Source organism: Streptomonospora alba (assembly GCF_000826685.1).
Classification (GTDB): domain Bacteria; phylum Actinomycetota; class Actinomycetes; order Streptosporangiales; family Streptosporangiaceae; genus Streptomonospora; species Streptomonospora alba.
On the sequence record NZ_JROO01000006.1, the window covers coordinates 213,391 to 240,037 of the forward strand.

Annotated in this window: 20 protein-coding genes and 1 tRNA gene; 11 read left to right on the forward strand and 10 right to left on the reverse strand. The window is 72.2% G+C overall.

All coding sequences use genetic code 11. The features are described 5' to 3' along the window. The first annotated feature begins 102 nt into the window (after positions 1-102). The 8 genes from LP52_RS03795 to LP52_RS03820 all read left to right on the forward strand — a co-directional run bounded on the left by LP52_RS03795 (position 103) and on the right by LP52_RS03820 (position 8,598). Positions 103-2,046, forward strand: coding sequence for a hypothetical protein (locus tag LP52_RS03795; RefSeq protein ID WP_157036187.1), 1,944 nt, complete (start codon positions 103-105; stop codon positions 2,044-2,046). 385 nt (positions 2,047-2,431) lie between these two features. Next, on the forward strand, positions 2,432-3,673 hold the full coding sequence (locus LP52_RS03800) for a hypothetical protein (protein WP_040270752.1): 1,242 nt from the start codon (positions 2,432-2,434) through the stop codon (positions 3,671-3,673). Between the two features lie 486 nt (positions 3,674-4,159). Then, positions 4,160-4,501, forward strand: coding sequence for a DUF6507 family protein (locus LP52_RS28660; RefSeq protein ID WP_040270753.1), 342 nt, complete (start codon positions 4,160-4,162; stop codon positions 4,499-4,501). 113 nt (positions 4,502-4,614) lie between these two features. Next, positions 4,615-5,013, forward strand: a complete 399-nt coding sequence (locus LP52_RS03810; protein ID WP_040270754.1) for a hypothetical protein — start codon at positions 4,615-4,617, stop codon at positions 5,011-5,013. Between the two features lie 183 nt (positions 5,014-5,196). Further along, positions 5,197-5,511 (forward strand): hypothetical protein, encoded by a 315-nt coding sequence (locus LP52_RS03815; protein ID WP_169775337.1) that lies wholly within the window; start codon positions 5,197-5,199, stop codon positions 5,509-5,511. A 1-nt stretch (position 5,512) separates the two neighbouring features. Continuing rightward, positions 5,513-7,120, forward strand: coding sequence for a hypothetical protein (locus LP52_RS27020; RefSeq protein ID WP_157036188.1), 1,608 nt, complete (start codon positions 5,513-5,515; stop codon positions 7,118-7,120). After that, complete coding sequence (locus LP52_RS27025; RefSeq protein ID WP_157036189.1) at positions 7,117-7,620, forward strand: hypothetical protein; 504 nt, start codon at positions 7,117-7,119, stop codon at positions 7,618-7,620. The genes LP52_RS27020 and LP52_RS27025 overlap by 4 nt, the downstream gene beginning before the upstream one ends. Before the next feature lie 27 nt (positions 7,621-7,647). Further along, a complete protein-coding gene (locus LP52_RS03820; protein ID WP_157036190.1) occupies positions 7,648-8,598 on the forward strand; it encodes a hypothetical protein in 951 nt (316 codons plus the stop codon). 109 nt (positions 8,599-8,707) lie between these two features. On the opposite strand, the gene LP52_RS03825 is transcribed toward LP52_RS03820, so the two are convergent. Next, entirely contained in the window at positions 8,708-11,323 is a 2,616-nt protein-coding gene (locus tag LP52_RS03825; RefSeq protein WP_040270759.1) for an ABC transporter permease, read from the reverse strand. A gap of 5 nt (positions 11,324-11,328) precedes the next feature. Further along, entirely contained in the window at positions 11,329-12,105 is a 777-nt protein-coding gene (locus LP52_RS03830; protein WP_040270763.1) for an ABC transporter ATP-binding protein, read from the reverse strand. A gap of 278 nt (positions 12,106-12,383) precedes the next feature. Here LP52_RS03830 and LP52_RS03835 point away from each other — a divergent pair, with 278 nt between their 5' ends. Beyond that, positions 12,384-14,081 (forward strand): sensor histidine kinase, encoded by a 1,698-nt coding sequence (locus tag LP52_RS03835; protein ID WP_052809396.1) that lies wholly within the window; start codon positions 12,384-12,386, stop codon positions 14,079-14,081. Continuing rightward, a complete protein-coding gene (locus tag LP52_RS03840; RefSeq protein WP_040270764.1) occupies positions 14,078-14,737 on the forward strand; it encodes a response regulator in 660 nt (219 codons plus the stop codon). The genes LP52_RS03835 and LP52_RS03840 overlap by 4 nt, the downstream gene beginning before the upstream one ends. Before the next feature lie 20 nt (positions 14,738-14,757). Here LP52_RS03840 and LP52_RS03845 read toward each other — a convergent pair whose 3' ends face one another. Beyond that, positions 14,758-15,354, reverse strand: coding sequence for a hypothetical protein (locus LP52_RS03845; protein WP_040270768.1), 597 nt, complete (start codon positions 15,352-15,354; stop codon positions 14,758-14,760). A gap of 116 nt (positions 15,355-15,470) precedes the next feature. Here LP52_RS03845 and LP52_RS03850 point away from each other — a divergent pair, with 116 nt between their 5' ends. After that, entirely contained in the window at positions 15,471-15,974 is a 504-nt protein-coding gene (locus LP52_RS03850) for a MarR family winged helix-turn-helix transcriptional regulator (RefSeq protein WP_040270770.1), read from the forward strand. 120 nt (positions 15,975-16,094) lie between these two features. Here LP52_RS03850 and LP52_RS03855 read toward each other — a convergent pair. From LP52_RS03855 to LP52_RS03885, 7 genes are all read right to left on the reverse strand, one after another. Next, positions 16,095-16,167 (reverse strand) — tRNA-Lys (locus LP52_RS03855). 159 nt (positions 16,168-16,326) lie between these two features. Beyond that, the gene (locus LP52_RS28665; RefSeq protein ID WP_040270771.1) at positions 16,327-19,482 is read right to left on the reverse strand and encodes an AfsR/SARP family transcriptional regulator; all 3,156 of its coding nucleotides are present in this window, start codon (positions 19,480-19,482) and stop codon (positions 16,327-16,329) included. 929 nt (positions 19,483-20,411) lie between these two features. Continuing rightward, positions 20,412-21,209, reverse strand: a complete 798-nt coding sequence (locus tag LP52_RS03865; protein WP_040270772.1) for a cupin domain-containing protein — start codon at positions 21,207-21,209, stop codon at positions 20,412-20,414. Further along, positions 21,206-22,252, reverse strand: a complete 1,047-nt coding sequence (locus tag LP52_RS03870; RefSeq protein WP_084722847.1) for a DUF6807 domain-containing protein — start codon at positions 22,250-22,252, stop codon at positions 21,206-21,208. The genes LP52_RS03865 and LP52_RS03870 overlap by 4 nt, the downstream gene beginning before the upstream one ends. 144 nt (positions 22,253-22,396) lie before the next feature. After that, complete coding sequence (locus LP52_RS03875; RefSeq protein ID WP_084722848.1) at positions 22,397-24,361, reverse strand: ABC transporter substrate-binding protein; 1,965 nt, start codon at positions 24,359-24,361, stop codon at positions 22,397-22,399. A 58-nt stretch (positions 24,362-24,419) separates the two neighbouring features. After that, positions 24,420-25,490 (reverse strand): ABC transporter ATP-binding protein, encoded by a 1,071-nt coding sequence (locus tag LP52_RS03880; protein ID WP_084722849.1) that lies wholly within the window; start codon positions 25,488-25,490, stop codon positions 24,420-24,422. Next, a complete protein-coding gene (locus LP52_RS03885) occupies positions 25,474-26,643 on the reverse strand; it encodes an ABC transporter ATP-binding protein (protein ID WP_040270773.1) in 1,170 nt (389 codons plus the stop codon). Before LP52_RS03885 ends, LP52_RS03880 begins: the two co-directional genes overlap by 17 nt. Positions 26,644-26,647: the final 4 nt, after the last annotated feature.

Here is a 26,647-nt window from a genome sequence, read left to right on the forward strand (position 1 = left end):
CCGGGAGTTCGGCGTGGAGGAGTGAGACGTGCCCGCGCGGCCGACCCGGCGCGCGACGGTCCCGGGCGGGGGCGGGTCGCGACGACCGGCTACGATGTCCCGGTGATCGACGCCACCCCATCCCTCAGGCGGCTGATTGCCCTAACCGCCCTGCTGGTGCTCGCCCTGCTCGCTTCCCTGCCGAGTGAGGCCCGGGCCGACGTCGAGCGGCCCGCCACCCCGGCCCAGCACTACGCCGATCAGCTCGCGGAGGAGCCGGAGGGTGCCGCGGTCGTGGTCGACGGAGCGGTCGGCGGACCGCTGACGCCTGCGGAGATGACCGAGGGGCTGCACACCGCCTTCGGCAAGCTGGATCTGCCCTACTACGTCGTGGTGACCCCGTTCCTGGAGGCGGGCTCGGAGATCGCCCCTGCGCTGCACGACCGGCTGGGCGCCGACGGGGTGTATGCGGTACTCGAGCCGCGGGGAACCGTGCTGGAAGTCCAGTCCTACGGGACCGACGCCGACACGGGCGCCGCCCGGCACGTGGCGCTCACCGACCCCGATCTCAGCTACAGCGCCCCCGCGACCGAGGTGGCCGAGGTGCTCGTCGCGGCGCTGGAGGATCCATCGGCCGCCGAGAAGCTGCAGGCCGAACGCGAGCGGCCGTGGCCGTTCCGCGCCGACGCCTTCGCGGGGCTGGACCCCAGTCGGCGTGACGGTCCCGAATCCCTCGGGTTCCTGCTCGGAGCCGTCGGCGGAACTGTCGCGGCCGTCGGCGCGTGCTGGGTCTGGCGGTTGGCGCGCCGCGGCCGGCTCCGTCCTGCGGCGGTGGTGGGGGTCGGTGCCGTGATCGTCGCCGCGGGCGCGGTCGGCGCCCCCGCGATGTGGGTGGCGGCAGCTCCCACCGGTGACCACGAGAAGCCCGACCCCCAAGAGCTGGCCCGGATGCAGGAGCCCTACGTGATCTCCACCGGGCGCGTGGCACATGTCGCCGAGGCGCTGGGCGACGACCCCCTGTACGTCGATCCGCTGGTCGGACTGCCCCGCGAGGGCCTGGACGGCGCCGCAGAGGAGTTCGGCGACGCGCCGGTACCGGTCTACGCGGCGGTGGTACCTCTGGGCCTGGAAGACGAGTCCGGTGGCGACCACGAGGTCCTCGCGGCCGCGCTGGCCGCGGTGGCAGAACGCGAAGGCATCTACCTCGTCGCCGGGCGCGTCACCGGCGATACCACCCGTGTCAGGGCCGCCGCCTACGGCCTGGGCGCCGACTACTCCCTCAACTTCGCGATGCGGGAGGCCGAGGCCGCGACCCCGGCCGATGCCCTGCGCCAGGCCGTCGCCGCGCTCGACGAGGTCGAGCTGACACCGGGCGGTTCGTACACCCCGGCGTTCGCCGACCGGGAACCGAGCACGCCGGCTCCGCGGATGGAACGCTACTGGGGCGAGGGTGTGGCGCCCGGATTCCTGGCGTTCGGTCTGGGCGTGGCGCCCGCCGCCATCGGCCTGGTCTTTCTGCTGCTGTACGCCCTTCGGGTGCGGCGCGGCGGCGGAAACATCGTCGGCGACCGCATCCTGCGCCGCCTTGCCGGGCGCGAAACCGCACGGCTGCGCGCTCTTCTCGCCCGCCGTGAAGATGCGCTCCCCGAGGCGCTGCTCCCTCAGGCCGACGCCGCCCTGCTGACCGCCGAAGCCCGACCGCGGACCCTGGACCTGCTGGGGGTGGTGGTGCTGGCTCGGCGGACGCTGGCCGAAGCCGAGGATCCCGGCGCCGCCCCGCTTGAGCCGTGCGGGGTGAACCCGCTCCACCCGTGGGCCACCGAGCGAACGCGAATCCCGGTCGGCCGCAGCGGCAAGGCCAAGGTGTGCGAGCGCTGCTCGGCACTCAGCCCAGAGGCGCGTTCCGCGCGAGTGCTGCGGTTGAGGGCCGGCGGCACCGCGCACGCCTATGACGCCAAGCCGAACGACCCGTGGATCCGCCACAGTTTCGGCGCCGACGACCCCGCCGCGATGGTCGGGGAACTGCTGAAGGAGTTTCCCAATGGAGATGCCAAGCCGCCAAGGTGACGGGGGTTGAACCTTGGTAGGGCGTACCTTCACGGAACACGGCCCGCAGCACGTCGATCCGTCGGCGCGAGAGCAGCCGCTTGCCGCGGTCGCCGATGACCATGCGGTGGTGGTGGGCCGTGCCGATGTCCGCTCCGGCCCAGACGTGGGGCACGGGCACCTCCGCCGGCTCGTTGTCGACGGGTCCCGCAGGCGACCTCGCCGGCGTTGCTCTGCGCAGCGATCGAGTCGCGATTCCCGATCAGCGGCCGAGTCGTGGCGGGGTGCCGGGCGGCCAAGCTCCGTGAACCGTCGAGGGCCCCACCGTGGCAGCCATACCCGGCACTTTCGGGCGGCCCAACCCTACGAATGGCCGGACCCGATCCACGAAGAAGGGTAGAGCACCATGTCAGCTAGAACCCGAGCCGTCTCCGTGCTGGCCTTGCTGGCGGTGCTGTTCGACCCGGCTACGGCCACCGCTGCGGCCTCCGCGGACGCAGGAACCGGCGACTCGGCGCTCACCCCGGCCGAGGAGATAGCCGAGTCCTTGGCCGACTCCCCGGTCCACGTGGACCCGGCCTACGACACGGCGTTTCCCGAGCACGAACGCGAGCGCATCGCCGGACGGATCGAGGAGAGGCCGCTCGACCTGTACGTCATCGTGATCCCGTTGGCCTCGGGCGACGCCTGGGACGGTGATCCCGATGCGCTGCTGACCGCTGTGAACGATCGCATGGGCGGGGGTACGCGTCACATGCTGGCCTACGAGCAGGCCTTCGACGGCAGCCTGGTCGGCGCGGACTTCGGCCCGGAGGCCTCGGACGAGGCCGTCTACGGCGCCATGACCTCCGATACCGTCCACCGGGAGGACGAGGGGGTCTCGATCGCCGACCGGGTCGAGTCGGCCCTGGATACGGCCTACTCCGAGGACCCCGCAGCCGCCTACGAGAAGGCGGCGGCCGACAACGAGCCCCCGGCCTCGTCCGGGCTGGTGGGACTGCCGCTATGGGTGCTGTGGGCCGGCCTCGCCGCCCTGGTTCTCCTCCTGGCGGGGATCGGGCTCCTCGTGCTGCGGCGCCGCGGCGCCTCCGCAGCGGTCCCCCAGCACGCCGCCTTCGACAATGCCGACCGGGCGCGACTCCAGTCCCTTGTGGAGCGCGGCGAACGCGACCTCATCGAGTTCGGCGAGCGGCTCAGCGCTGCGACCGGCGTGTCCGAGAGCCACCTGTCGCGCGCGCTGGACGCGCGTGACGCCGCCGCGCGGGTCCACGACCGGATGAAGGCCCAGGGGCCCGCACTGGCCGATGCGGCCGGCGTACTCGTGCTGCTGGATCTGGCCGAAGACGCGCTGGCGGGGCGCGACAGGCCGCGCCGGCCCTGCTATGCCAACCCGCTGCACGGCAACCGCACGCGGTCGGTGCAGTGGCGGGAGTTCGGCGGCAGCCGCACCATCGAGGTCCCCCTGTGCACCGCGTGCGCCCGCGCGGTCAGCAAGCGGGTCCGGCCGAGCGTGCTCCCCGCCGAGCACGACGGCCGCACGGTGCCCTATTATGAGGTACCCCCGGAGGAAAGCGTGTGGGCGGCGACCGGCTTCGGCGCCCTCACCGACGACCTCGTGTACCGGATCCTGAGCGGCCAGCGCCGGTGAAGCCCCGTTCGGCGGCGGCGCAGGGCCCACGGCCTGCGCGACGGAGCACAGCGGTCCGCAGAACCGGGGCGTTCTGAGCCGCCTCCAGCAGATCCCCGCGACCTGGGATACCGCCGACCACGAGTCGGATGGCGGGTCGGCTCGCGGCGCCGGGAAGGGCGGCGGTAGCCGCTCCGTGCTGCTCTTATGGACGCGAAGGCACTTCCTCCCCGCCGTCCGCCCTGGAGACCGCGCCTCCTCCGGCGCAGTCGTCAGCCTCGCCGTTTGCCGATCGCCGACGGCCGGGTCCGGCCACGAGGCTTCCGGCAGGTTGCGACCTGCGACGACGGAAGTTCCGGCTGCATGAACAGGGCCTACTCACGCCGCACCTGGTGACTGAGTGTCGCCGATCGTTTCCATAATGCTGAAGCGTCGCGAATGTCCCCAAGCGCATGCATGCGCGCGATCCGCCCCGTTTTCCCACACACGTGAAGGAGCACGTCGACGTTGAGCAACTGGGACGTCAGCCCCGAGGGAGTCAACTCCGTCCTGACCACCGTGGGCGGCCACGTAGGCGACGAGGCCATGACCGAGGGACTCACCGGACAGATCGACGACTTCGGCACACACGTCGAGAACGCGTCCGAGCAGGCCGCGAGCGCGCCGATCGGGCAGGCGCTGCAGGAGTTCGTGGACCACTTCGGCCCGATGATGTGGACGATGGTCGCCCGCACCTCCAGCGCCGTCACTGCCGGTAGCGAGGCCACCACCGCCTACATCGACGGCGACCTCGAAATGGCGGCCGACGCCCAGGCCAACGCCGGAGACATCTCCGACCTCGAGTTCTGAGCCCTTCCTGTTCCACGGCCCCGCCCCGAGCCGCCTCCGCGCACGGGGCCGATCCCCCATGGGCACCCGCCGCACGCCCCTGCGGCCGATCCCGGAAACGGTGACCTCCCCCTGTGGCCGACGAAGACGGACTGATCGATCCGGATGCCGTCTGGATCCCCAAGCTGAAAGCCGAGGAGCTCCAAGCCACCGCGAGTGATCTCATCGGCGACGGCGAAGCCGTCGCCGCCTCGGGAAGCGACATCAAATCCGCGTGGCAGGGCCTGCAGGAGGTCTATGCCGCCCCCGAGGCCGAAACGCTGTTCAGCGCGGTCGATCCGGTGGCCGGCAACGGAGACGACATCCAGGACGCCCTGGCCACGGTCGGCGACGCGCTCAAGACGTTCGCCCAAGAGGCGGAGAAGTGCCGCCAGCACCTCATCGCCGCCAAGGCCGACGCCGAGGACTTCCTGAAGAGCATCGAGGACGACGAGAACTGGCGCGAGGACGAGGAGAAGGTCGCTCTCCACTAGTCCATCCGAATCGAGATCAACCAGGAGATCCGCAACTATCAGAACTGGGAGCGCAACTGCGCCAACCAGATCACCGCGACCTTCGGCGGCACCACATTCATCGGCGCCGACCCGAATGGCCCGACACTCTGCAAGCCGGGCGAACAGCGCTACGGGGTGCGCTACATTCCCGAGGACGCGGCCATGCCCTGGGGAGCTCCCCAGGAGGTGGACCATCCGTGGTGGATCGACTCAGGCCATGCGCTGGGCGACATCGGACTGAGCGGCTTGGAGGCCACGGGGTTCTACGGCACCACCGTCACAGGCGAGAAGGGCGGCGTCTATCCGCTCAGCTCCCAGTGGTTCTCCAACATGGGCGACCAGCTCAAAGACGGCGCTGCGTTCGCCGGAACCCTCACCGGGTTCTACGACTACAAAGACCGGCGAGCTGGGCCTGGGATCCCGTCCTGGCGATTGGGCCTACGAATGGGCGGAGAACTTCTACCCCGCCTGGACTGAGGTGGGCCACGCATTCGTCCCCTGGCGCGAGCGGCACGACCGGCCTGCCTATGTCGTCACCCAAGCGGTGGTCAACATCGGCACACTGGGCGTCGGTGCGGCTCTCAAGCTCGGCAAGCTCCCTCAGCTGCACGGTGACGCGCCCGGCCCGAACGCTCTGCCGGACCTCGTCGACCGGGTCCCCGATGCCGCCAACCCGTCTCGCCCCGGAACCTCCGATCTTCCCAGCGCCGCCGACCTCCGCAACCGGCTCGACGAGCTGGAGACGGCCGTCAACGACGATTACAGTCCCGTCGGCGCCATGGATGCGGTGGACGACATCCCCCTGCGCGAACACGCCGTGTCCGGCGTTCCTGGTACCCAGGTGAACGGCGACGGGCCGGAGGGCACCGACTCCCCGCCCTCGACCACACCCGCCCCGAACCCGAGTGCAGCCACCGACGGCCCGTCGGTCCCTGCGGGCGACGGCGGCGGACCGGGATCGAGCACACCGCCGAACGCCGGTGGCAGCGGTGGCCAGCCGCCGTCGTCCCAGGGGGAAGGCGGCCGCGTCGGCGGAGAAGGCCCAGAGGAGAGCGACCGGCCCGAGCCTCCCCCACGTTCCGGTCAGCAACAGCCACCCCAGGATGGTCCGGAAGGAACGCCTGGAGACGACCAACCGGTTGACAAGCCATCTGTGTCGCCAGCGCCCTCGGATCTTCCGGGAGACGCAGGGCCCAGTGGCACCCCGGCGGATGACCGATCGTCGTCCGGAGCCGGTGAGGCAAGCTCTGGGATCGACCACGGCGAGCAAGTACCCCGGCAGACGGATCAACTTAGCGAGGCGGAGCTCGAGAAGCGCCTGCAGAAGGCGAATATCGTGGAGCAGAAACTCCGCGACGGCGGGCTCACGAACGATGAGATATCCCAACTCTTCGGCGAACATCCCCGACACGGGGACCAGTGGCAAAGGGCACACAGCGCTCTCAACCAATCGTTCAACAAAAAGGTGAACGCGGAGCTTCATCCCGAGGCGGTGAGGTTTGCGTTCCAAGGCGCCGACAACCCGAGAGAATTTGCCTATCGATACGAATATCTTAAAGCGATATACGACGAACAGGTTGACCATGCAAAGAATCTGGGCCCCGAAACCCACCCGGGAGCCTCGCGGAACATCGCCGCCTTGGAGCGATTCAGAGACATCGACGTCCACGCTCAACTTCGGGACGACCATGCACGCGTATCCGAGGTGTGGGGAAGCGATCCGGCAAGGGTCGATCCCTCTTCTTCTCAGCAGGAAATTGATCAGGCACTTCGCGACAGCGCCGACAAAATTGGCATGGGTCACCCCACGTCCGCATCCTACCACGCCCATAAGCATTTCAAGGAGCTACCACTCGATGAGCAGAGCGACGACAAGATATACTCATACCATCAGAGCGCCAGTCAGACTATCCGGACCGGAGATATCGTCGAATACGAGCGAAATGAAGACGGAAGCATCGAACTCGCGTACCAGCGAACCACGTACGACGGCCTAGGTAATCCGCTGGGCACCCTGAAAGGCCGCATCGTTGTTCGGCCCGACGGGTTGCCGATCATGAAGACTTACATGGGAAGTAGTAGATGATCGAATCCGATCAACTGACATGGAACCCGGAAGAAATACAAGGGCGGGTACTAAACCTCCTACACAAGGCAACGGCTACCAAAACCCCCGAATACACCAAAGAGGCGCTCACCTGGCTTGCCAGGCTTTATTTTGTCATGGGAAATGCGTACCCCGACACCAAAGATTTCCAAAGATTCAAACAGAACACCCTAAAAGAGATGGGGTCGCCGCCGAACGAAAGCGGAATATTTGACTTCATTACCCATTGCTTCAATCGGGCCGGCTCCACAGAACGCGATGAGTACATCCTTGCATGCCAAATGAGGTCAGTAATTCAAATATTTTGCGATGAGATCGAAGACATAGAACTCCTCATCCGGGAGCCTGACAGGGGAGACGTCGAACAAATCGACGAACTACTCTACCAACCCAGAGAATTCAAGACCGACATAGAACGACCGGCGTGGACGCCCGCCTACCACTGGTGGTGGACTGTACACAACAGGACCGACAGATAGAATACGACAAAGAACGGAATCAGCTCGTTGACCGACGACTTCTCCCCTGAGGAACTCGCCGCATCCCGCATGTCGGCGGACTCTGTTCAGCGCCGTCTGGACTCGGACATCGCAGTGGTCGAACAGCTCGCCCGCAGAGGCGCACGCGTCGATACCGCCGCCGATTCGCCAACTCTTGTCCGGCAACTCAAGGAGCAAGCCGGCTCGATCGGCTTCGAGTCGCCCATTCAGGCCGCTACGATGTCGAGAAATCGAATCGGAGAGATCCCGGTCGACATGCTGCCCGGCGAGTCCGAAATCGCAGATCTCCATGCCGCTGCCGCGCGTTTGACCTCCCAAGGCGACCTCGTAAGCGACTTTTCCGCCTCCGACGGGGTGCGCACCATCGTGCTGCATTCCATGCATGAAGAGGCGGCGAAAACATACGTCACCCTGGAGGTCGAGCTGCGCGCCGCGGAAGGCACCGCGTGGCTTGAGTCCTGCGGTTGGCCCAGAGGCACTGTTCGATCCCCTGTTCACACGTTCGCCGGCACCCCCACCGAATATCTCACTCAGGCTGAGGCCGATCTGCGCAACGGAGCTCCCCACCGCTTCGGCCGCGCCATGCTCATGCTGTTCGGAGCAGCCATCGCCAGTGGCGCCGCGCCCCCGGCAGACGCCGGGAGAGCAACGCCCATAGCCGAACTCCTGGCCGCCAACCGCGGCTCACTGGACGGCTACGTCAGCACTGCCGAGAGCTACTCCCTCAGCTCCGAATCCGGTTGGTACGGAGCCTGCCTCTACCGGTCGGCACTGGAGACCGCATTCGAGCACTTCCTCGGTTCGTCCGCGTTCACACTGGTCGACATGGAAGAGATCAACGACATCGACGAGGAGCTCCAGGACCTCTCCGCCGACCCGGAACTCCTCCCCCTGGCCGCGGTTCCTGCAGGAGCCCCCACGCATCACTGGTGGTGGTTTCCCGGCACCGACCGCTGACAGGGCCGCCCGACGACGATCCGACATGGTCGAGCGTGTCCGTGCGGCCACGCACGGCAGCGAGGACGGCCTCACAGGCACGCTCGCCGGGAGCGCCACCGCCCCTTTCCTACACGGCTCCCCCGCCGTCGGCGGTCAAGGCCGACACCCGGACTCGGGCCGCCGTGCGGGACGGGGCCACCGAGGCGAGGAGGCCGGCCAGGATCGTCGCGGTCAGCAGCAGGGACACGCGCCCTGCCGGAACGGCGGGCGCCATGTCCGCCATCGCCGCGTCGGCCGCCGCCAGGCCGAAGACCGCTCCCAGGCCCGCGCCCACCGCTGTGCCCAGAACCGCCACCAGCAGGGCCTCCGCCGCAAGGGTCAGGCGCAGCTGGCCGCGTGTCAGACCCAGCGCCCGCAGCAGTGCGAACTCCCTGCTGCGCTCCAGCACCGACAGCGCCAGCGTGTTGGCGATACCCACCACCGCGATGACTACGGCCACACCCAGCAGCGCAGCCACGACCAGGAAGATGCCGTCGAACATCCGCCCGAACTGGTCGCGCTGCGCGGCCGCGCTGGAGACCTGCACGCCCGGATACGCGGCGGCGACCTCCTCGACCGCTGTGCGCACCTGCTGGGCCTCGGCGCTCTCGGCGCCGGTGACCAGCAGTGAGTCGTCGCGGTCCCGGTCGGGCAGCAGCGCCGCGAAGTCGGTGGAAGCCAGGGTGAGCCCGTTCGGGAAGTCCTGCTTCGCGGTCACCGCCGCCACCTGGAGTCGCACGGGTCCGCCCGCGCTGCCGGCGGGTGCGTCTTGCTGCACGGCGAGGGACACCGTGTCGCCCACGGTCAGCCCCAGCCGCTCAGCGGCGTCCTCGGAGACCGACGCCCGTCCCGGCGCCACGTCGCGCAGGTCGCCGGCCGGGGTCCGCGCGTCGAGGTCGACGCCCAGCCGCGCCCCCGGATAGGCGTTGAGCCGCACCGCGTCGCCGCCCTCGCCGCCCTCGCCGCCGCCCAGCCGCGCCTGCCCGCGGCGCACCCCCACGACCGCCTCCACGGCCGGACGCCGGGCCACCTCCGACGCCACGCCGCCGGGCAGCCGCCGCTCGCCCTGGACGGCCCCGCCGGCCCCCTCGGACCCGGCAGGCAGCAGCGCGTAGTCCGCCGGCATCTCCCGGGCCATCAGATGGGCCAGGGTGTTCTCGACCGATGCGCTGACCACCGTGTAGCCGGTGATCAGTCCCGCTCCCACCGCCAGCGCGACCACCGCGGTGGCGGTGCGGCGCGGTGCGCGGCGCGCGTTGCCGGCGGCCAGGCGGCCCGGCACGCCCAGTGCGCGCAGCGGCACCGCGGCTGCGCGCACTGCCGCCGAAACCAGCCACGGGGCCGCCGACAGCAGGGCGGCGAAGGCCAGCCCTCCCCCGCCCGCGACCGCCGCCATCGCCGGGGCCCCCGGTTTCGCGGCCAGCCCCGCAGCCGTGACCGCCGCCGACGCCGCAGCGAACGCTCCGGCTCCCGCCGGTCGAAGCCACGCTCCCCGCCGTGCCGAAGCCGTGTGCACGGTCTCGGCCGCGGCATCGCGCAGCGCGGCCAACGGGGCGGTGCGCGTGGCCAGCCAGGCCGGCCGCAGCGCCGCCGCCACCGTCATCGCCACGCCCGCACCCAGTCCCAGCAGCACCGCGCCGGGCCGCACGACGGCCGCCGGTTCTTCGGCGCCCGGTCCGAACACGGCAGCGGCGTGGGGAACGGCCGCGCCGACGTGCACCGCCCCGACCGCCGTGCCGACTCCGGCGAGCGCACCCAGCGCCGAAGCCACCGCGCCGACCACCAGCGCTTCGGCGACCACGCCGGTGAACACCTGGCGGCGCGCCGCGCCCAGGCAGCGCAGCAGCGCCGTCTCGGCCAGCCTGCGATTCACCAGCACCGCGAAGGTGTTGGTGACGACCGTTCCGGCCACGAGGAGCGCCACCCCGGCGAACAGCAGCAGCCCGACGGAGATCGTCCGCGACTGCACACCGGCCTCCTCGGCCTTCATCCGCCCGAACTCCGCGCCGGTCGTCACTTCGGCGCCGGCGCCCAGCGCGTCCGCGACAGCCGTGCGCAGCCGCTCGGGCGCGACTCCCTCGGCTGCGCGGACGTCGATCTCGCCGAATCCCTCGGCGCCGGTGATCCGCCGGGCGGTCGAGGGAGTGAACGCCACGGCACCGCGCTGAGCGGCCGCGGTGTCCAGGCCGAAGTCGATCAGCCCGGTGACGGTGAAGGTGTGCTCGGCGCCCGCGTCGTCGACCACGGACACGCTGTCGCCGACGCCGTAGCCGGCCGCCTCGGCGCTGGTGGTGGCCAGCGCCGCCTCGCCGGGCGCCGCGGGCAGCCGTCCCTCGGCGGCGGGCAGGCGGGTCACCGCGCCGCCGGAGGACAGCGCGAGGGCGGGCGCCTGCCCGAGGGAGGCGCCGTCGCGGTCGAGCAGCACCGCGTCGCCGCGGACGGTGCCCGTCGCGGCGGCCGCCTCCGGCAGCGCCCGCACCCGCTCCAGCGCGGAGGCGGGCACGGATCCCGCGTCCTCGGCGGGCAGGACGACGGTGTCGACGCGGTCGGCTCCCCCTTCGGCCTGGGCGGCGAAACGCGCGTCGAGGCTGTCGGTGAACACGAGTGTGGCGGTGATGAACGCGACGCCCAGGACGACGGCCAGGACGGTGGCGGCGAAGCGGCCCTTGTGCAGCCGCAATCCGGCCAGGGTGGTGCGCAGCATCGGTCTCAGCTCTCCAGCTTCAGCAGGTGCGCCGAGACGGCCTCGGCGGTGGGCGCCTCCAGGTCGTCGGCGGGGCGGCCGTCGCGCAGGAAGACGACACGGTCGGCGTAGGAGGCGGCGCGGGGGTCGTGGGTGACCATGACGACGGTCTGGCCCAGCTCGCGCGCGGATTCGGCCAGGAAGCCGAGGATCTCCGCACCCGATCGGGAGTCGAGGTTGCCGGTGGGCTCGTCGGCGTAGACGACCTCGGGCGCGTGCAGCAGCGCGCGGGCCACGGCGACACGCTGCTGTTGGCCGCCCGACAGCTCGGCGGGCAGGTGGTCCAGGCGGTCGGCGAGACCGGTGACGGCGACGACGCGGTCGAAACGCGCGCGGTCGGGGGCACGGCCGGCGAGGCGGGCGGGCAGCAGGATGTTGTCTTCGGCCGTGAGCATCGGCAGCAGATTGAAGGCCTGGAAGACGAAGCCGATGCGGTCGCGCCGCAGCTGGGTGAGCCTCCGGTCGCCGAGCCCGGTGATGTCGGCGCGGCCCAGGCGGACCGTGCCTGAGGTGGGGGTGTCCAGGCCGGCCAGGCAGTGCATCAGAGTGGACTTGCCGGAGCCGGAGGGCCCCATGATCGCGGTGAAGGCGCCGTGTGCGAAGTCGACGCTGACGCCGTCGAGGGCGCGTACGGCGGAGTCGCCGCTTCCGTAGACCTTGCTCAGGCCGCGGGCGGCGACGGCGGGCGCGGCGGGATCGGTGCCCTCGGCGGGCGTGTCCGCGTCCGGCGTGGCGGGATGCACGATCGGGTCTCCTGACCGTCTCTTGGCGGTTGCTCTGCTCTGGTCCCATGCGGTGGTGCCGGGCGTGCCGTGGGCCGGAACGGCACCCGGGGCCGCCGGGAGGACCGGCCGCCGGTCCGCATCACCGCCCAACTCGCGTCGCGGCGGCACGGCTGACGCTAGAGACGGCGGCCGGGCCGCGGCATCGCCCGTCGGGGCCGCTCCACCGCCGCTTCCGGGGGGCCGACCGGCACTTTCGGGGGAGGGCTTCGGGTGGCGCGCGCGGTTAAGGTTCGGGTGTGCGAGGAGAGGGGAAACCGCTGGACACCGCCCGCACCCGGGCGCGGCGCCTGCTGCACGGCCCGTGGCCGGGGCGGATCCGCGACGTCGTGCTGGCGGCGGCCCTGGTGCTCTGCGGCCAGGGCGCGATGGCCACCACGGGTCCCACCGGACCGATTTCGCTGTTTCTGCCGCTGCTCGCGCTCGCCGCCCTCGTCGCCGGCCGCGCGTCGGCACAGGCCCGCTTCACGGCGCTGTGGCTGGCCGGGGCGCTGCTGTGGTGCCTGACGCGTGCGGTGCTGGAAGCCGAGCCGTGGTCGGGGATGGCCGACGCCATCATCCTGGTGATGTTCGGGGTGCTGCCGTGGCTCATCGGCCGCCACCTGCGCCAGCGCAACGTCCTGCTCAACACCGGGTGGCAGCGGGCGGCGTCGCTGGAGCGGGAGCTCGCGGCCGTCGCCGAGCAGGAGCGGCTGCGCGAGCGTACCCGGATCGCCGAGGAGATGCACGACTCGCTGGGTCACGAGCTGAGTCTGATGGCGGTGCGCGCCGGCGCTGTGGAGGTGGCCCCCGGTCTGAGCGAGGAGGACTTCCGCAACGCGGCGGGCGAGCTCCGGGAAGGGGCGACCTCGGCGATCGACCGGCTGCAGGAGATCATCGGGGTGCTGGACACCGAGGCAGACGGCGGCGGCACGCACGGTGCCCGATGCGCGCGCGGCACCGGCGCCTCCGCGGCCGGCGGGGTGCGGGCCGCTGCGGCGGCCGATCCGGCCGATCCGGCCTATCCGGCCTATCCAGCCGCCCCGCTCAACGGCGGCGTCGCCGAGCTGGTGCGGCGCGCGGCCGGAGCGGGGATGGCCGTCGAGTGGGACGGCAGGGAGCCGACCGGACCCGCGCCTGTGGCGCGCCTGGCCGAAGCCGTCGCGCGGGAGGCTCTGACCAACGCCGCCAAGCACGCCCCCGGTGCGCGCGTGGCGGTTTCCGTCGTGGCCGAAGGCCGAGGACGCGGTCGTCGGGGCTCGCGGCGTTCACGCGCGACCGAGGTGTCGGTGGTCAGCGGCCCTCCGGACGGTGCCGACCCGACGCCCGCAGTCGGCGGCGGCCGCGGGTTGGCCCGGTTGGCCGACCGGGTGCGCGGCGTCGGCGGCACGCTGGAGGCGGGCGCGCGCGACGACGGCGGCTTCCGCGTCGCCGCCCGCCTCCCGCACGAAGCCGCACTCCGCGCGGCCGCCGACGGCCGCGAGCCCGCCGCGGCGCGCGGACCGCGCCGACGTTCGCCCGAACTCGTCTCGGTGCTGCTGGTGTGCGTCGGCCTGCTGATGCCGCTGATCGTCGCCTGGTACGCCTACGCCGCCTATCTGGACCGAGCCGCCGCCGTCAGCGCGGCGGAGTACTCCGCGATCGCCGTCGGTCAGCCGCGCGCGGCGGCGAAGGACCTGCTGCCCGAAGCGTCGCTGCACGGCACCGTCCTGGTCCCGCAGACGCTTCTGGACCCGGTCGGCGGCGACCCTACGCTGGACTGCACCTACTACCGCTCCCGCTCGGGGCCGCCGTGGTCGCCGGCGTTCATCTACCGCGTCTGCTACGAGGACGGCCGGGTGGTTGCCAAGTGCAGCTACCAGCAGGCGCGGTCGCTGACGGATGACGCGCTGACCTGCGAGGGGGCCGCCGCGTCGCGGCAACGCCCCAGCGGCGGGCCCGCAGAGGAGACGACGTGACCCGGGTGGTGCTGGCCGACGACGAAGGACTGATCCGGGTCGGCGTGCGCACGATCCTCTCGGCCGACGCCGGAATCCAGGTGGTCGGCGAGGCCGGGACCGGTGCGGAACTCGTGGCCGTGGCCGCCGAGCAGCGGCCCGACGTCGCGCTCGTCGACATCCAGATGCCCGGCGGCGACGGCATCAGCGCCATCGCCGAGCTGCGCCGGGTGTCGCCGGGCACCGCCGTGGCCATGCTGACCACCTTCGGCAAGGACGAGTACGTGGTGCGCACGCTGGGTGAGGGCGCCAACGGATTCCTGCTCAAGGCCGGCGACCCGCGGGAGCTGATCGCCGGGGTGCACACTGTGGCGGCCGGCGGTGCCTGCCTCTCGCCGAAGCTGGCGCGACGCCTGGTCGACCGCTTCCGCACCGAACCGGCGGCGCCTGACCCGGCGGCGGAGGCGGCCCGGCGCCTGGAGGGCCTCAGCCCACGGGAACGCGAGGTGCTGGCGCTGATCGGCGAGGGGCTGTCGAACGCCGCGATCGCGCGCCGCGTCCACCTGGCCGAGGACACCGTGAAGACCCACGTCAGCTCGGTACTGGCCCGCCTGGGTGCCGAGAACCGCGTCCAGGCGGCGATCGCGGCCTACCAGGCGGGGCTGGTGGAGGGGTGAGTCGAGTCGCGGACCCCGCCTCACTCGCGCAGAGGACGGGCGGTATGGGGCGCGCCGTCCTCCTCCAGCAGGCGGCCGCCCTCGATGAGCAGTTGGCGTGCGGCGCCGACCATCCAGACGAGGGTGAAGGCGATGACCGTGACGTTCTTGCCCGCGAGCAGCGCCGCCCAGTAGAGGTCCTCGGCCGAGGGAGGCAGCCACCGGGGGACGATCCGCTCGGGGACGACGTTGAAGACGGCGGCGAGCGCGAGGAGGAACCCGGCCTGCAGCAGCAGGCTCGGCCACCCCCGCTCGGCGAACGCCCGGATCCGGTTGAGGGCGCCCAGGTGCCGCGTGCGCCGGACCTCGTCGTCGGCGAGGACGGCCATGCGGACGAGCAGGACGACCAGGACCACGCGCGCGCCCTCGGCGAGGGTCTCAAGCGCGATGTGCGCCGGAAGGGCGAACGCCTCGCCGTAGAGGGAGACGGTGAAGCGTTGGGCCGCCGGGACGAGGGAGATGCCCGCTATGAGGACGAGGTGGCGGAGGTAATAGTCCAGCGCCCAGCGCGGGGGTTCCAGAGCGAGGTGTACGGTGCTGCGCGCCGACCGGCATCGGTGGGATTCGGGCTGTGCCATCGCGCCTCCTGCCGCCTTGACATTGCTTTAGTTCACTAAAGTAAATTATTCAGAAAACTGAAACAGTAGCGCCAGCACTACTACCGCCCTCCGACCGGGGAAGGAACGATCGACGAGTGAGCGACGCCGAGCGAGCAGCAGCCGAAGCCGATCTGGGATGGCGGCTGAGCACCGCCGTCGTGCTCTTCCACGAAGCCGTCGGGCGGCATCTGGGCCTGCGTGCGCTCGACCACCGGGCCCTGGGGCTGATCGAGCGGGAGGGCCCGCTCACCGCCGGCGCACTCGCCGAGTCCACGGGGCTGACCCCCGGAGCCGTCACCGGCCTGGTCGACCGCCTGCGCCGCCACGGCTACGTGCGCCGCACCCCCGACCCCGCCGATCGGCGCCGTGTCCTGATCTCGGTCGATCCCGACGCGCGTCCGGACTTCGCCGGCGCCTTCGCGGGGCTCTCGAAGGCGATGAGCGAGCTCATGGCCACCTACGACGAGACCGAGACCGCCGCGATCGCCGACTACGTCACGAACACCGTCGCGATCCTGCAGGCGGAGACCCGACGCATGACCGCGGCCGCCGAACCCGAGGGCACGACCGCGAAGGGCGGGCGCACCGCCGAGGAGTGACCCCGACCGGCAGCCGACCGGCACGGGCCGACACACCGGAGGCGGGGGACGGTCCCCGGAAAGCACAACGGCCCGCGCGGAAGGCGACCCGGAGGTCGCCGACCGGCACGGGCCGACGCGTGCGCCATCAAGGACTCGAACCTTGAACCCACTGATTAAGAGTCAGTTGCTCTGCCACTTGAGCTAATGGCGCAAAAGCGGCGGCGCGAAGGCCGCCACAGCGGGGGATCTCGTCCCCTCTTCTGTCCCCAGTTTACCCGACGCCGCCGGTGCCCCTCCTCGGGCGGCGTGCTGTCTGCGTCACACGGACGCGGCGGCGGTGCCCGCTCCCCCGCCCCTGCGGCGCCGCCCGCTACTCCGCCGGCGCGGCGTCCGCCGCGGCGGCGCCGATCTCCTCGGCCTCCTGCTCCGCCCGGGCGGCCGCCGCGTGGTCGCCCACCGCCTCGCGGGCCCGCGCGAGGCAGCGCAGCCCTTCGGCGAGGAAGGCCGGCCAGCCGCGGGTTCGCCAGACCTCCACCGACTCCTCCAGAGCCTCGACCGCCTCCTGCGCCCGGCCCGCATCCAGCAGTGCGCGTCCCCGCAGCCCCAGGGCGTCGGCCAGGTGGTGGTCCATGCTGTAGCGGCGGCTCAGGTCGACGGCCCCGGCGGCGGTGGGCAGAGCCTGCGCATCGCCGACCGCCAGGTGCAGCCGCGCCAGGTAGAGCAGGGAGAACACCTCGGCGTAGCGGTCGCCCAGCGCCCGCGTCATCGCCAGCGACCTCTCCAGGTTGGCCCTGCCCTGCTCCACATCGCCGGCCTCGCACTGCGCGGCGCCGAGGAACTGCATCGCGGTGGCTTCGAACCGCGAGTTGCCCAGCAGGCGCGCCAGCTCCAGCGCCCGGTGCAGGTGGGCCACCGCCGACGGCGCCTCGCCCATGCCGTGCGCGGCCACCGCCATGACCTGGTAGGCGCGCGCCCGGCCGCCCGTGTAGTCCTCCTGCTCGGCCAGCTCCAGCGCGGCCTCGGCCGAGCGCACCGCCCGGCGCGCCGCGCCCTGGGAGACCTCGGCCCAGGTGCGCATCACCAGCGCGTCGGACATCCCGCGCCGGTCCCCGAGGCGCTGGAACAGCTCCCAGACCCGCTCGGCCTGCTCCATCATCGTGCCCATCGCCGTGCCCGACTCGTCCCCGCTCTGGCGGGCCCAGGTGGCCACATCGGCGAAACCGCGGCGCAGGACGGCTTCGCCGCGGACATCGCCCGCCGCCTGGCAGGCCGCGATGGCCGTCTCGTGGGTGCGGCGCCAGTCGGCGAAGCGGCCGCGCACGTCGAAGTACTTCTCCAGACACCCGGCGAGGTCCCAGGCGGCTTCGTGCCGACCCAGGCGGCAGGCCTGCTCCACCGCCGCGACCATCGCCGCCGCCTCGGCCTCGAACCAGGCCATGGGCTCGCTGAGCAGCTGCGTCGCCTCGGTTGCCGACAAGGGCCACCGCGGCGCGGGACCGTGCATCGTCGCGTAGCAGGGCCCGGGGATGTACTCGGTGGCCTGCTCGGCCAGCCACAGCCACGCGCCCAGTGCCCGCTGCAGGGCCGCGGCGCGCTCCTGCGGCCCGTCCTCCTCCTCGCAGCGCTCGCGGGCGTAGAGCCGCACCAGGTCGTGCATGCGGTAACGCAACCGCCCGGTGCCGTCGGCTCCGGCCACCGCCAGCAGTTGCGCGTCGACCAGGTCCTCGACCGCGGCCTCGGCCTGCGCCGACCCGACTCCGGCCAGGGCACCGGCCGTCCACGCGGCCGCATCGCCGGTCTCCAGCGTGCCCAGCAGCCGGAAGATGCGGCGGGCGGGCTCGGCCAGTCCCGCGTAACTGAGCGCGAAGCTCGCGCGCACACCCAGGTCGCCCACGGCCAACTCGTCCAACCGCCGCCGCTCGTCGCCGAGCATCCGCACCAGGTGGGACAGCGGCCACCGCGGGCGGGCCTTCAGCCGCGCCCCGGCGACGCGCACCGCCAGCGGCGCGTGCCCGCACAGCCGCGCGATCTCCGCGGCGGCTTCGGGCTCGGCGGCGACACGATCCCGGCCTGCGATGCGCGCGAGCAGCTCCACGGCCTGGCCGGGGTCGAAGACGTCCAGGTCCACGATGTCGGCGCCTTCCAGCCCGGTCAGCCGGACGCGTCCGGTGATCAGCACCGCGCAGCCCGGTGCGCCCGGCAGCAGCGGGCGGACCTGCCGTTCGGCGCCGGCGTCGTCGAGCACGACCAGCATGCGGCGCCCGGCCAGCATGCTGCGGAACAGGGCCGAGCGCTCTTCCAGCGGTTCGGGCAGAGCTGCGCCCTCCACGCCCACAGCGTGCAGGAAGCCGGCCAGCACTTGGGCGGGGTCGGCGGGCGCCGCCTGGGCGCCGCGCAGGTCGGCGTACAGCTGCCCGTCGCTGAAGTCGGCGGCGCAGGCGTGGGCCGCCCGCAGCGCGAGCGCGGTCTTGCCGATCCCGCCCATGCCGGAGACCGCCGAGATCGCGACCGGGCGGGGCGCGACGCCGGGTTCGGCCTGCGCGCCGATACGGGCGCGCAGCTGCGCCACCTGCTCGTGGCGGCCCGTGAAGTCGGCGATGTCGGGCGGGAGCTGCGCGGGCGCCGGCTGCCCGGACGACGGCGCGCCTTCCGAGGCGGATCGCCCGCTCTCGCCTGCCGAGGCCGACTCCGGCGCGCCGCGCTCGGACTCGGTCTCCGCTTCGCCCGTTCGGGGCGCCCGCGCCCTCAACGGCGGGGCGGCGCCCGCCCCCTTCGGCGCGGTCGGCGCGTCCAGCTCCGGATCGTTGCGCAGGATCGCCTTCTCCAGCGCCGCCAGTTCGCGTCCGGGCTCCAGGCCCAGCTCCTCGACGAGCAGGTTGCGCCCTTCTCGAAAGACTCCCAGCGCCTCGCTGGAGCGCCCCGTGCGGTGGTAGGCGAGCATGAGCTGGGCACGCAGCCGCTCGCGGAAGGGGTACTGGGCCACCAGCGCCGTAAGCTCGGCGATCACGGCGCCGTGGCGCCCCAGCTCCAGCTCGGTGTCGAACCGCATCTCGGCGACGCGCTGGCGCAGCTCGTTGAGTCGGGCCGCCTCCTCGCGGACCAGCGGCAGCGCCTCGTACCCGGCGAACGCGGCTCCGCCCCACAGGCCCAGGGCCTCGCCCAGCAGCCGGGAGGCCTCCTGGGGGCGGCCGCGTTCCAGCGCGCGCTCGCCCTGCCCGGCCAGCTGCTCGAAGCACAGCGCGTCGACGCGCGCCCCGTCCACAGCCAGCCGGTATCCCCGGGCCGCGCGCTCGATGGCGAACTCCCCGCCCAGGTTCCGGCGCAGGTGATGGATGTAGACCTGGAGGCTCTTGGCGGCCGAGGGCGGCGGATCGTCGGGCCAGAGCGCGTCGATCAGCTGCTCGGCGGCGACCACCACGCCGGGCCTGCTCAGCAGCGCGGCGAGCAGAACGGTCTGCTTGGGCGGCAGGCGCAGGTAGCCGCCGTCGGCGCTGACCTGCACAGGGCCGAGAACCTCGAAGTCCATGTCCAACTCCTCAACGGCCGCCGCGCGGCCGGCGCCGCCCGTGAACCGGGTCGTCACACACGCCCCGCTGGATCGCACCGCCGCCGGCAGCGGCGCTGGAATGCGCGCTGACCGGCACCTCAACCGGATCCCAACCGGATCCCAGCCGCGCACCGCCAGGCTGGGCGGCAGCCGGTGCGAAGTCGCAGACGCCGCCCGGCTGCGCTCGGGCCCGCGGCCGTCGCGACCGGCGGGCGCGGGCACAGAATCAGGCACTGCGGCGGCTGGCCGGGAGGCAGTCGCCGCACGCCTTCCGAGGACGGCGGCCGGGCACGGCCCGGTCGGGAAGGCGATGGTGTCGGACCGGCGGCCGTCCCATGATCACCGGGGCGTGAACGATCATGGGACGGCTCGCCGCTGTGTCCAGGAGGAGTTCCGCCGCCGTACTCGGCCGGGGGCGCGCTCGCCGCGGACCGGGTCGCCGGGGGCACGGGACGGGTCCGGGCGTCGGCTGCGGAGGGCCGCGCGGTGCGGTTCGGCGGGATCGTCCGGGTTCACATTCGGTTGCCTCCTCGATCCGAGGGGTGGCGGCTCGCGCCGCGCAGACGCGGCCGCGCCGGAGGCGGCGGCGCCCTGCAAGGGGCCTCGGTCGATGGCAACCCTAGCGCCTCGACCGGCCCGGCGTCCTCACCGTCGCCGATCCCGCGGTCTCCCTCTGCGAGGATCCGGCGCGGGAGCCGCCGCCCTGATCACGGATCGGGCGCGGATGCGCTCTCTAGCCGCCGCGCGAGCGCTCCGGGCATGGTCGCCGGCCGCCCGCCGAGCCCGCACGCCCCGGCGAGGAGCGGTGCTGTCCCGAGGCTTCTCCGCGGGACGGTCCACGACGCCGGACAAGCGCCCGGCCCGGACGCTCAGGGGAGGCGAGCGCCCGGGCCGGGAGGCGAGGGGATTCAGCTCACCGGGTGGGCACCGTCCAGGTCCCAGACCTTGAGCATGCCGCACATGCCGGTGCGGCGCGGCCCGGCCGGGGAGTCGGCGGTGTAGACGGCCGACCGCCGCAGGTGGGCGCCGTCGCCCTCGGCGATGTCGGCGATGTGCTCGCGGGTGGCCTCGGCCTGGCGGTGGGGGCCCCGCTCCCAGTGGTGGTGCCATCCGGCGGCCTTGTCGCGGACCAGTCCCACCGCCGCGGCGTACAGCTCGTCCAGCGCCTCGGGCCCGTCCCGCTGCACCCGGTCGCGCAGCCGCAGGTAGCCCTCGATTGCCAGATCGCGGCGCTGCCGGGCGGCCGCGGACATCGCGGCGTGGGCCGAGGCGGCGTCGGGGAACTCGGTCCAGGGCGGGATGGCCGTCACGCGCGCGTAGGTGTCGGGGTCGGCCAGAACGTCGGGCGGGTAGGTCAGCACCGCGTCGCCGGCCTCGGGCAGGCCGGCGTTCTGCATGACGACCAGCAGCTCCAGGTCGCCGCTGCCGTTGACCAGCCGGTGCACGGTACCGGGCGTGAACCACAGCAGGGTGCCCGGCGCGAGCGGGGTACGGGTGTAGCCGGCGCCGCTGAGCGTCTCCAGCGCCCCCTCGCCGTGCACCACCACATAGCCCTCGGTCGAGGCGGTGTGCAGATGGGGGGAGCCCCCGGCCAGCCCGTCGGGGGTCGGCCAGTCGTAGACGTGCAGGTGCGAGACCGCCGTGCCGCCGGGGAAGCCGGGGATCGCGCCGGCGTGGCCGGCGTCGGCCGCTTCGGATGCCGTCATCGCGCGCTCACCCCGGCTTCGGCGGCTTGGGCTTCGGCGTCGCGGGCGTCGAGGCCGGGCCGGCCCAGCTCGGTCAGGGCCAGGTCGGCCAGTTCCGCGCTCCCTTCCCGCTCGCGGTCGCCGTCGGCGATGACCACGGCGTAGCGGTAGGACAGGGGGACGCCGGGCGCGGCCTCGACCTCCTCGTCGAAGAACGGCGCCGGGCACACCGTGGCGAAGATGCCGGTGCGCACGAACCACTTGACCGGGTGGCCGGAGTTGTCGGGCGCGTCCACGAAGACCAGGGTGGAGGAGCCGTCGTGCTCGTCGTGGCGGCCGGCGAAGCCCATCCAGGGCGCGCGCACGCCCATCATGTCGTCGCCGCCCTCCTGCTGCGGGGTGTAGACGCGTCCGCCGCTGAAGGAGCGCGGGCCCCGCCAGAACAGGCCGCCGTAGCCCGCGTTCTCGCGCCCCTCGGTCGTGGGGCTCCCGATCTGCAGCGCCTCGCCCGTGAGGTTGGTGAACTCGGTTTCGAAGACCAGGGTCCAGGCCGAGCGGGCGGGGTCGACGCAGACGCGGAACCCGCGGCGTTCGGTGAACCAGGTCTCGCCCTGCTCGGTGATCCACGCCAGCCGCTCGCCCACGGCGACCTCGCCGCCCGCCGTGCTGAGCAGGTCGAAGCCGGTATGGCTCATGGAGCCGTCGTTGGGCAGCTGCTGGTAGCCGCGGTCGCGCACGTAGGTGGGCCCGCCCCAGAAGTTGGCCGGGCCCACGTTGGGCAGCGACCAGGCGATGCCCTTGTGCCAGACGTGGTCGTGGGGCCGGTACAGGCTGACGGTGTCGCCGCCGAGCGTGTTGAGGGGGTGGAAGTAGGGGCGCGGCGACTCCAGCTGGGCGTCCCAGGGCCGGTAGACGTAGCGCAGGAGCTGGGCTCCGCCGTAGGTCACGCGCAGCGAGCGGTCGTGCTCGTGGACCAGGCCCAGGCCGCGGGCGGCGGGTTCGGCCCCGCCCGCGGACTGCGCCTGCTGCGCCGCGGTCTCGGCGTCTGGCTGCTCGGTGGTCATCGCCCCTCCGGATGAATCGTGCGAGTGCTGCGGATGTGTGTCGGTCGGTGCCGGGGGCGGCCCCGCCCCCGGTACGGACCCGCCCGCGGCACCGCGCGCACGGGCGGTCCGGGCGGCCCGCCCGTGCGCGCGGTGCGGATGCGGCTACTGCTCGATGAAGAACTGCTCGGGGTTGGCCGGAGCCGGCGTGTTGTACACCGACGCCTCCGGCAGCTGCTCGGGGACGTTGCGGAAGTCGCTGGAGACGATCCCGTAGCCGGGCTGGGTCAGGCCGATGCCCATGGCGTAGAACTGCTCCTGGGACTCGGCCAGGAAGTCGACCATGAGCTCCTCCCGCTTCTTCGGGTCGGGCTCGGCCTGCAGTTCGTCGTACATCTTGAGGTGGTCCTTGATGTCCTGCGGCGGCTCCTGGGCGCGGGGGTCGTTGCCGTCGGAGACGTACCACTGCGCCCACGGGATCCCGTAGTTGGATTCGCCGGCGTGGAGGGGCGCGTACCAGCGCGGGTCGTACATGGCGTCCAGCAGGCCGGCGTCGCCGGACCACACGTTGACCTCGTGCTCGTTGTTCTCCCGGCTGTCCTGCCAGGACGAGCGCTCCTCGACGTTCATCTCGACGTCGACGTCCAGCTGCTTCCAGGTGTCGACGACCATCTCCATGGAGTCGATGATGTCGGGCCGGAAGTCGCCGGGCACCGAGAGGGTGAAGCTCAGCGGCGTGCCGTCCTCGCTGACGCGGACGCCGTCGCCGTTGCGCTCGTCGTAGCCGGCGTCGTCGAGGAGATTGCCGGCCTTGTCCAGGTCGAACTGGGTGTACTGCTTGGCGAGCTTCTCGTTGAAGAAGGGGGTGTCGCGGCGCGGTGCGCCCTGCCAGGGCTCGCCCTGGCCCTGGTAGACGACGTCGATGATGTCCTTGCGGTTGATGCCGTGCGACATCGCGATCCGGAACCGCTTGTCGCGGAAGACCTCGCGCAGGCCCTCGTCCTCGATGGTCTGGTTGAAGGAGATCATGTTGGTGTTCATCTCCGAGACCTGCAGGTCGATGAACTCGTACCCGCCGGACTCGCGGTTCTCCGCCAGCACCGGCCGGTTCTCGGCGGTGTTGAAGTGGCGGGTGTGGAAGTCGAAGTCGCCGTTGAGGGCACGGGTGAGCATGACCTCCTCGTCCTGCATGATCTCGAATTCCACGCTGTCGAGGTAGGGCAGCTGATTGCCCTCGCTGTCGACCTTCCAGTAGTAGGGGTTGCGCTCCAGGACCATGCGGCCCGAGTCGGCCAGCGGCTTGACGACCTTCCACGGGTACAGCGTGGGCAGGTCAGGGTTCTGCCAGGTCAGCGCGGAGTCCATGACGCCGGCCTTGCGCTCGAACATCTCCGTCCAGCTGTCGAACCCCTCTTCCTCGGCGAGCTGGTCCGCGTCCTCGTTGTGGTCGATGTGGAACTCGCTGAGGTAGTGCACCGGCTTGTTGACGATCTGGTACTGCAGCAGGTCGTGCGCCGCCCACAGCGAGTCGGGGTCGTGCAGGGTGATCTCGACCGTGTAGTCGTCGATCTTCTCGGCCGAGGGCGGGTTCTGGTTGGCCATCGGCGTGAGGTCGGTGTTGTTGAAGACGTCGTTGACGGCGAAGACGATGTCGTCGGCGTTGAAGTCGTCGCCGTCGGACCACTTCATGCCTTCGCGCAGGTCGTAGGTGATCGTCTTGGCGTCGTCGCTGTACTCGTAGTCCTCGGCGATGTTGGGGATGGTCTCGGTCCACTCGGTGTTCCACCGGGTGAGGTTCTCGTAGCCGACGGTGCGGCCCAGCCAGGGCCAGTCGCCGATGCCCAGGACGGCGCTGTTCCACGTGCCGCCGTAGCTTCCGACCTCCTCGACGGGCTCGACGGTCACCGGGTTCTCGGGCAGGCGCTCCTCCAGCGGGGGCAGGTCTCCGGCCTCGACCTGCTTGGCGAGCGCCGGCGCCTGGCCGTCCGCCTTGCCTTGCGCGCCCTCCTCCTCTTCGGGGTTGAGGTCGAAGAAGTTGCAGCCGCTCAGGACGAGGGCGAGGGCGGCCGCGGCGCTGGGGACGGCGAGTGCTCGCCTCCGCGGTAGTCGCCGGTTCTCTCGTGCGCTCATTGCGGTTCTCCGTTTCTGTGCGGGGGGTATCCGGAGGGGGTGGTGGGGCGGGCCGGGGTCAGCCGACGCCCGAAAGGGTGAGGTCCTCGGCGTAGTGGCAGGCGGACATGCGGCCGGGCGCCACCTCGCGCAGCGGGGGGACCTCGGTGGTGCACCGGTCGGTGGCGTAGGCGCAGCGGGTGTGGAAGGGGCAGCCCGCGGGCGGGTCGGCGGGGTCGGGCAGCTCTCCGCGCAGGCGGATGCGGTCGCGGCTGCCGCGCACCCGCGGGTCGGGGACGGGAACCGCCGAGATCAGCGCCTCGGTGTAGGGATGGCGCGGGCGGGCGTAGATCTCGGCGGTGAAGCCGAACTCGACGATGCGACCGAGGTACATCACCGCCACCCGGTCGCACACGTGCTCGACCACCGACAGGTCGTGGGACACGAACAGATAGGTCAGCCCCATCTCGTCCTGCAGGTCCTGCAAGAGGTTGAGGATCTGCGAACGCACCGACACGTCGAGGGCGCTGACGGCCTCGTCCGCCACCACCAGGCGCGGCTCGCAGACCAGGGCTCGGGCGATGCTGACGCGCTGGCGTTCGCCGCCGGAGAACGCGTGCGGGTAGCGGCGCAGGTGGTCGGGGCGCAGGCCCACCCGGCGCAGGATGTCGGTGACGCGGTCCTCCAGCTCGCTGCCGCCCACGCCCATCAGCACGCGCAGCGGCTCGCCGACGATGTCCAGCAGGGTCAGGCGGGGGTTGAGCGAGGAATGGGGGTCTTGGAAGACCATGCGCACCTCGCGCCGGTACGCCGCCAGATCGGCCCCGGTGGCCTGCGAGGCCTCCAGGACCCGCCCTTGGGTGGAGTGGTAGAGCACCTCGCCGCGGGCCTCGGGGCGCACGCCCATCACGGCCGAGCCCAGGGTGCTCTTGCCGCAGCCGGACTCGCCGACGAGACCGAGGGTCTCGCCCTCGTCGACGCGCAGGTCGACTCCGTCGACGGCCTTGACCGTCCCGCCCTCGCGCCGTCGGCCGCGCTTACGCAGCGGGAAGTGCACCCGCAGGTCGCGGGTCTCCAGCAGCGGCGCGGTATCGGTGCCGCCTGCGCTTTGGCCGGCGGCTGCCGGGTCGGCGTCAGTTGGCGTCGACATCGGCGGCCTCCTTTCCGGTGCGGGGGGTGGGGTCGGCGTCGTCCCCGGTGCCGCCGACCTGGTCGTCGGGCCCGCGGCCTTCGGCGCCGCCGTAGAGCAGGCACCTCACCTGGCGGCCGCCGCCGACGTCGATCGGCGGCGGGTCGACGGTGTCGCACAGCCCGGGCATGGCCGAGTCGCAGCGGTCGCGGAACACGCACCCGGTGGGGCGCTTCGCGGGGTCGGGGACGGTGCCGCGGATGGCGGGCAGGCGATCGCGGCGCGCGCCGCCCATGCGCGGGATCGACTCCAGCAGCGCGCGGGTGTAGGGGTGCTTGGGCGCGTGGAAGACGTCGTCGACGGTGCCGCGCTCGACGACGTTGCCCAGGTACATCACCGCGACGTCGTCGGCGATCTCGGCGACGACTCCCATGTCGTGCGTGATGAACATCATCCCCATGCCACGGCGTTTCTGCAGGTCGGCGAGGAGGTCGAGGATCTGGGCCTGGGTGGTGACGTCCAGCGCCGTGGTCGGCTCGTCGGCGATGAGAAGCCGCGGCTCGCACGACAGGGCCATCGCGATCATGACGCGCTGGCGCATGCCGCCCGACAGCTGGAAGGGGTAGGAGTCGACGAGCCGCTCGGGGCTGGGGATGCCGACCTGGCCGAGCAGGGCGACACTGAGTCTGCGGGCCTCCTTTTTGCTGACGGGGTTGTGCACGCGGATCGCCTCGCCGATCTGGTTGCCGACGCGGTGCACCAGCGAGAGCGAGGCCATCGGCTCCTGGAAGATCATGGAGATGTCGCGGCCGCGCACCCGCCGGATCTCCTTGCCCTTGGGGCTGAGTGCAGCCAGGTCCACCGACTCGGTGAAAGCCGGCGACGCGGTTGCCGAGGCGTGGCCATCCCCTGCGTCCGCGCCGCCGGCGTCTGGGTCGGGGTGCAGCAGCACCCGCCCGCCGGTGATGCGCCCCGGCGGCTCGACGAGTTGGAGTATGGAGCGCGCGGTGACGCTCTTGCCGCAGCCGCTTTCGCCCACCACGCACAGGGTGCGCCCGCGGCGCAGGGTCAGGTCCACCCCGTTGACGGCCGGGACCTCGCCGTGGTCGGTGCGGAACCGCGTGCGCAGGTCCCGCACCTCCAAAAGCACGTCCTGGTCGGTACCAGTGGCCATATCT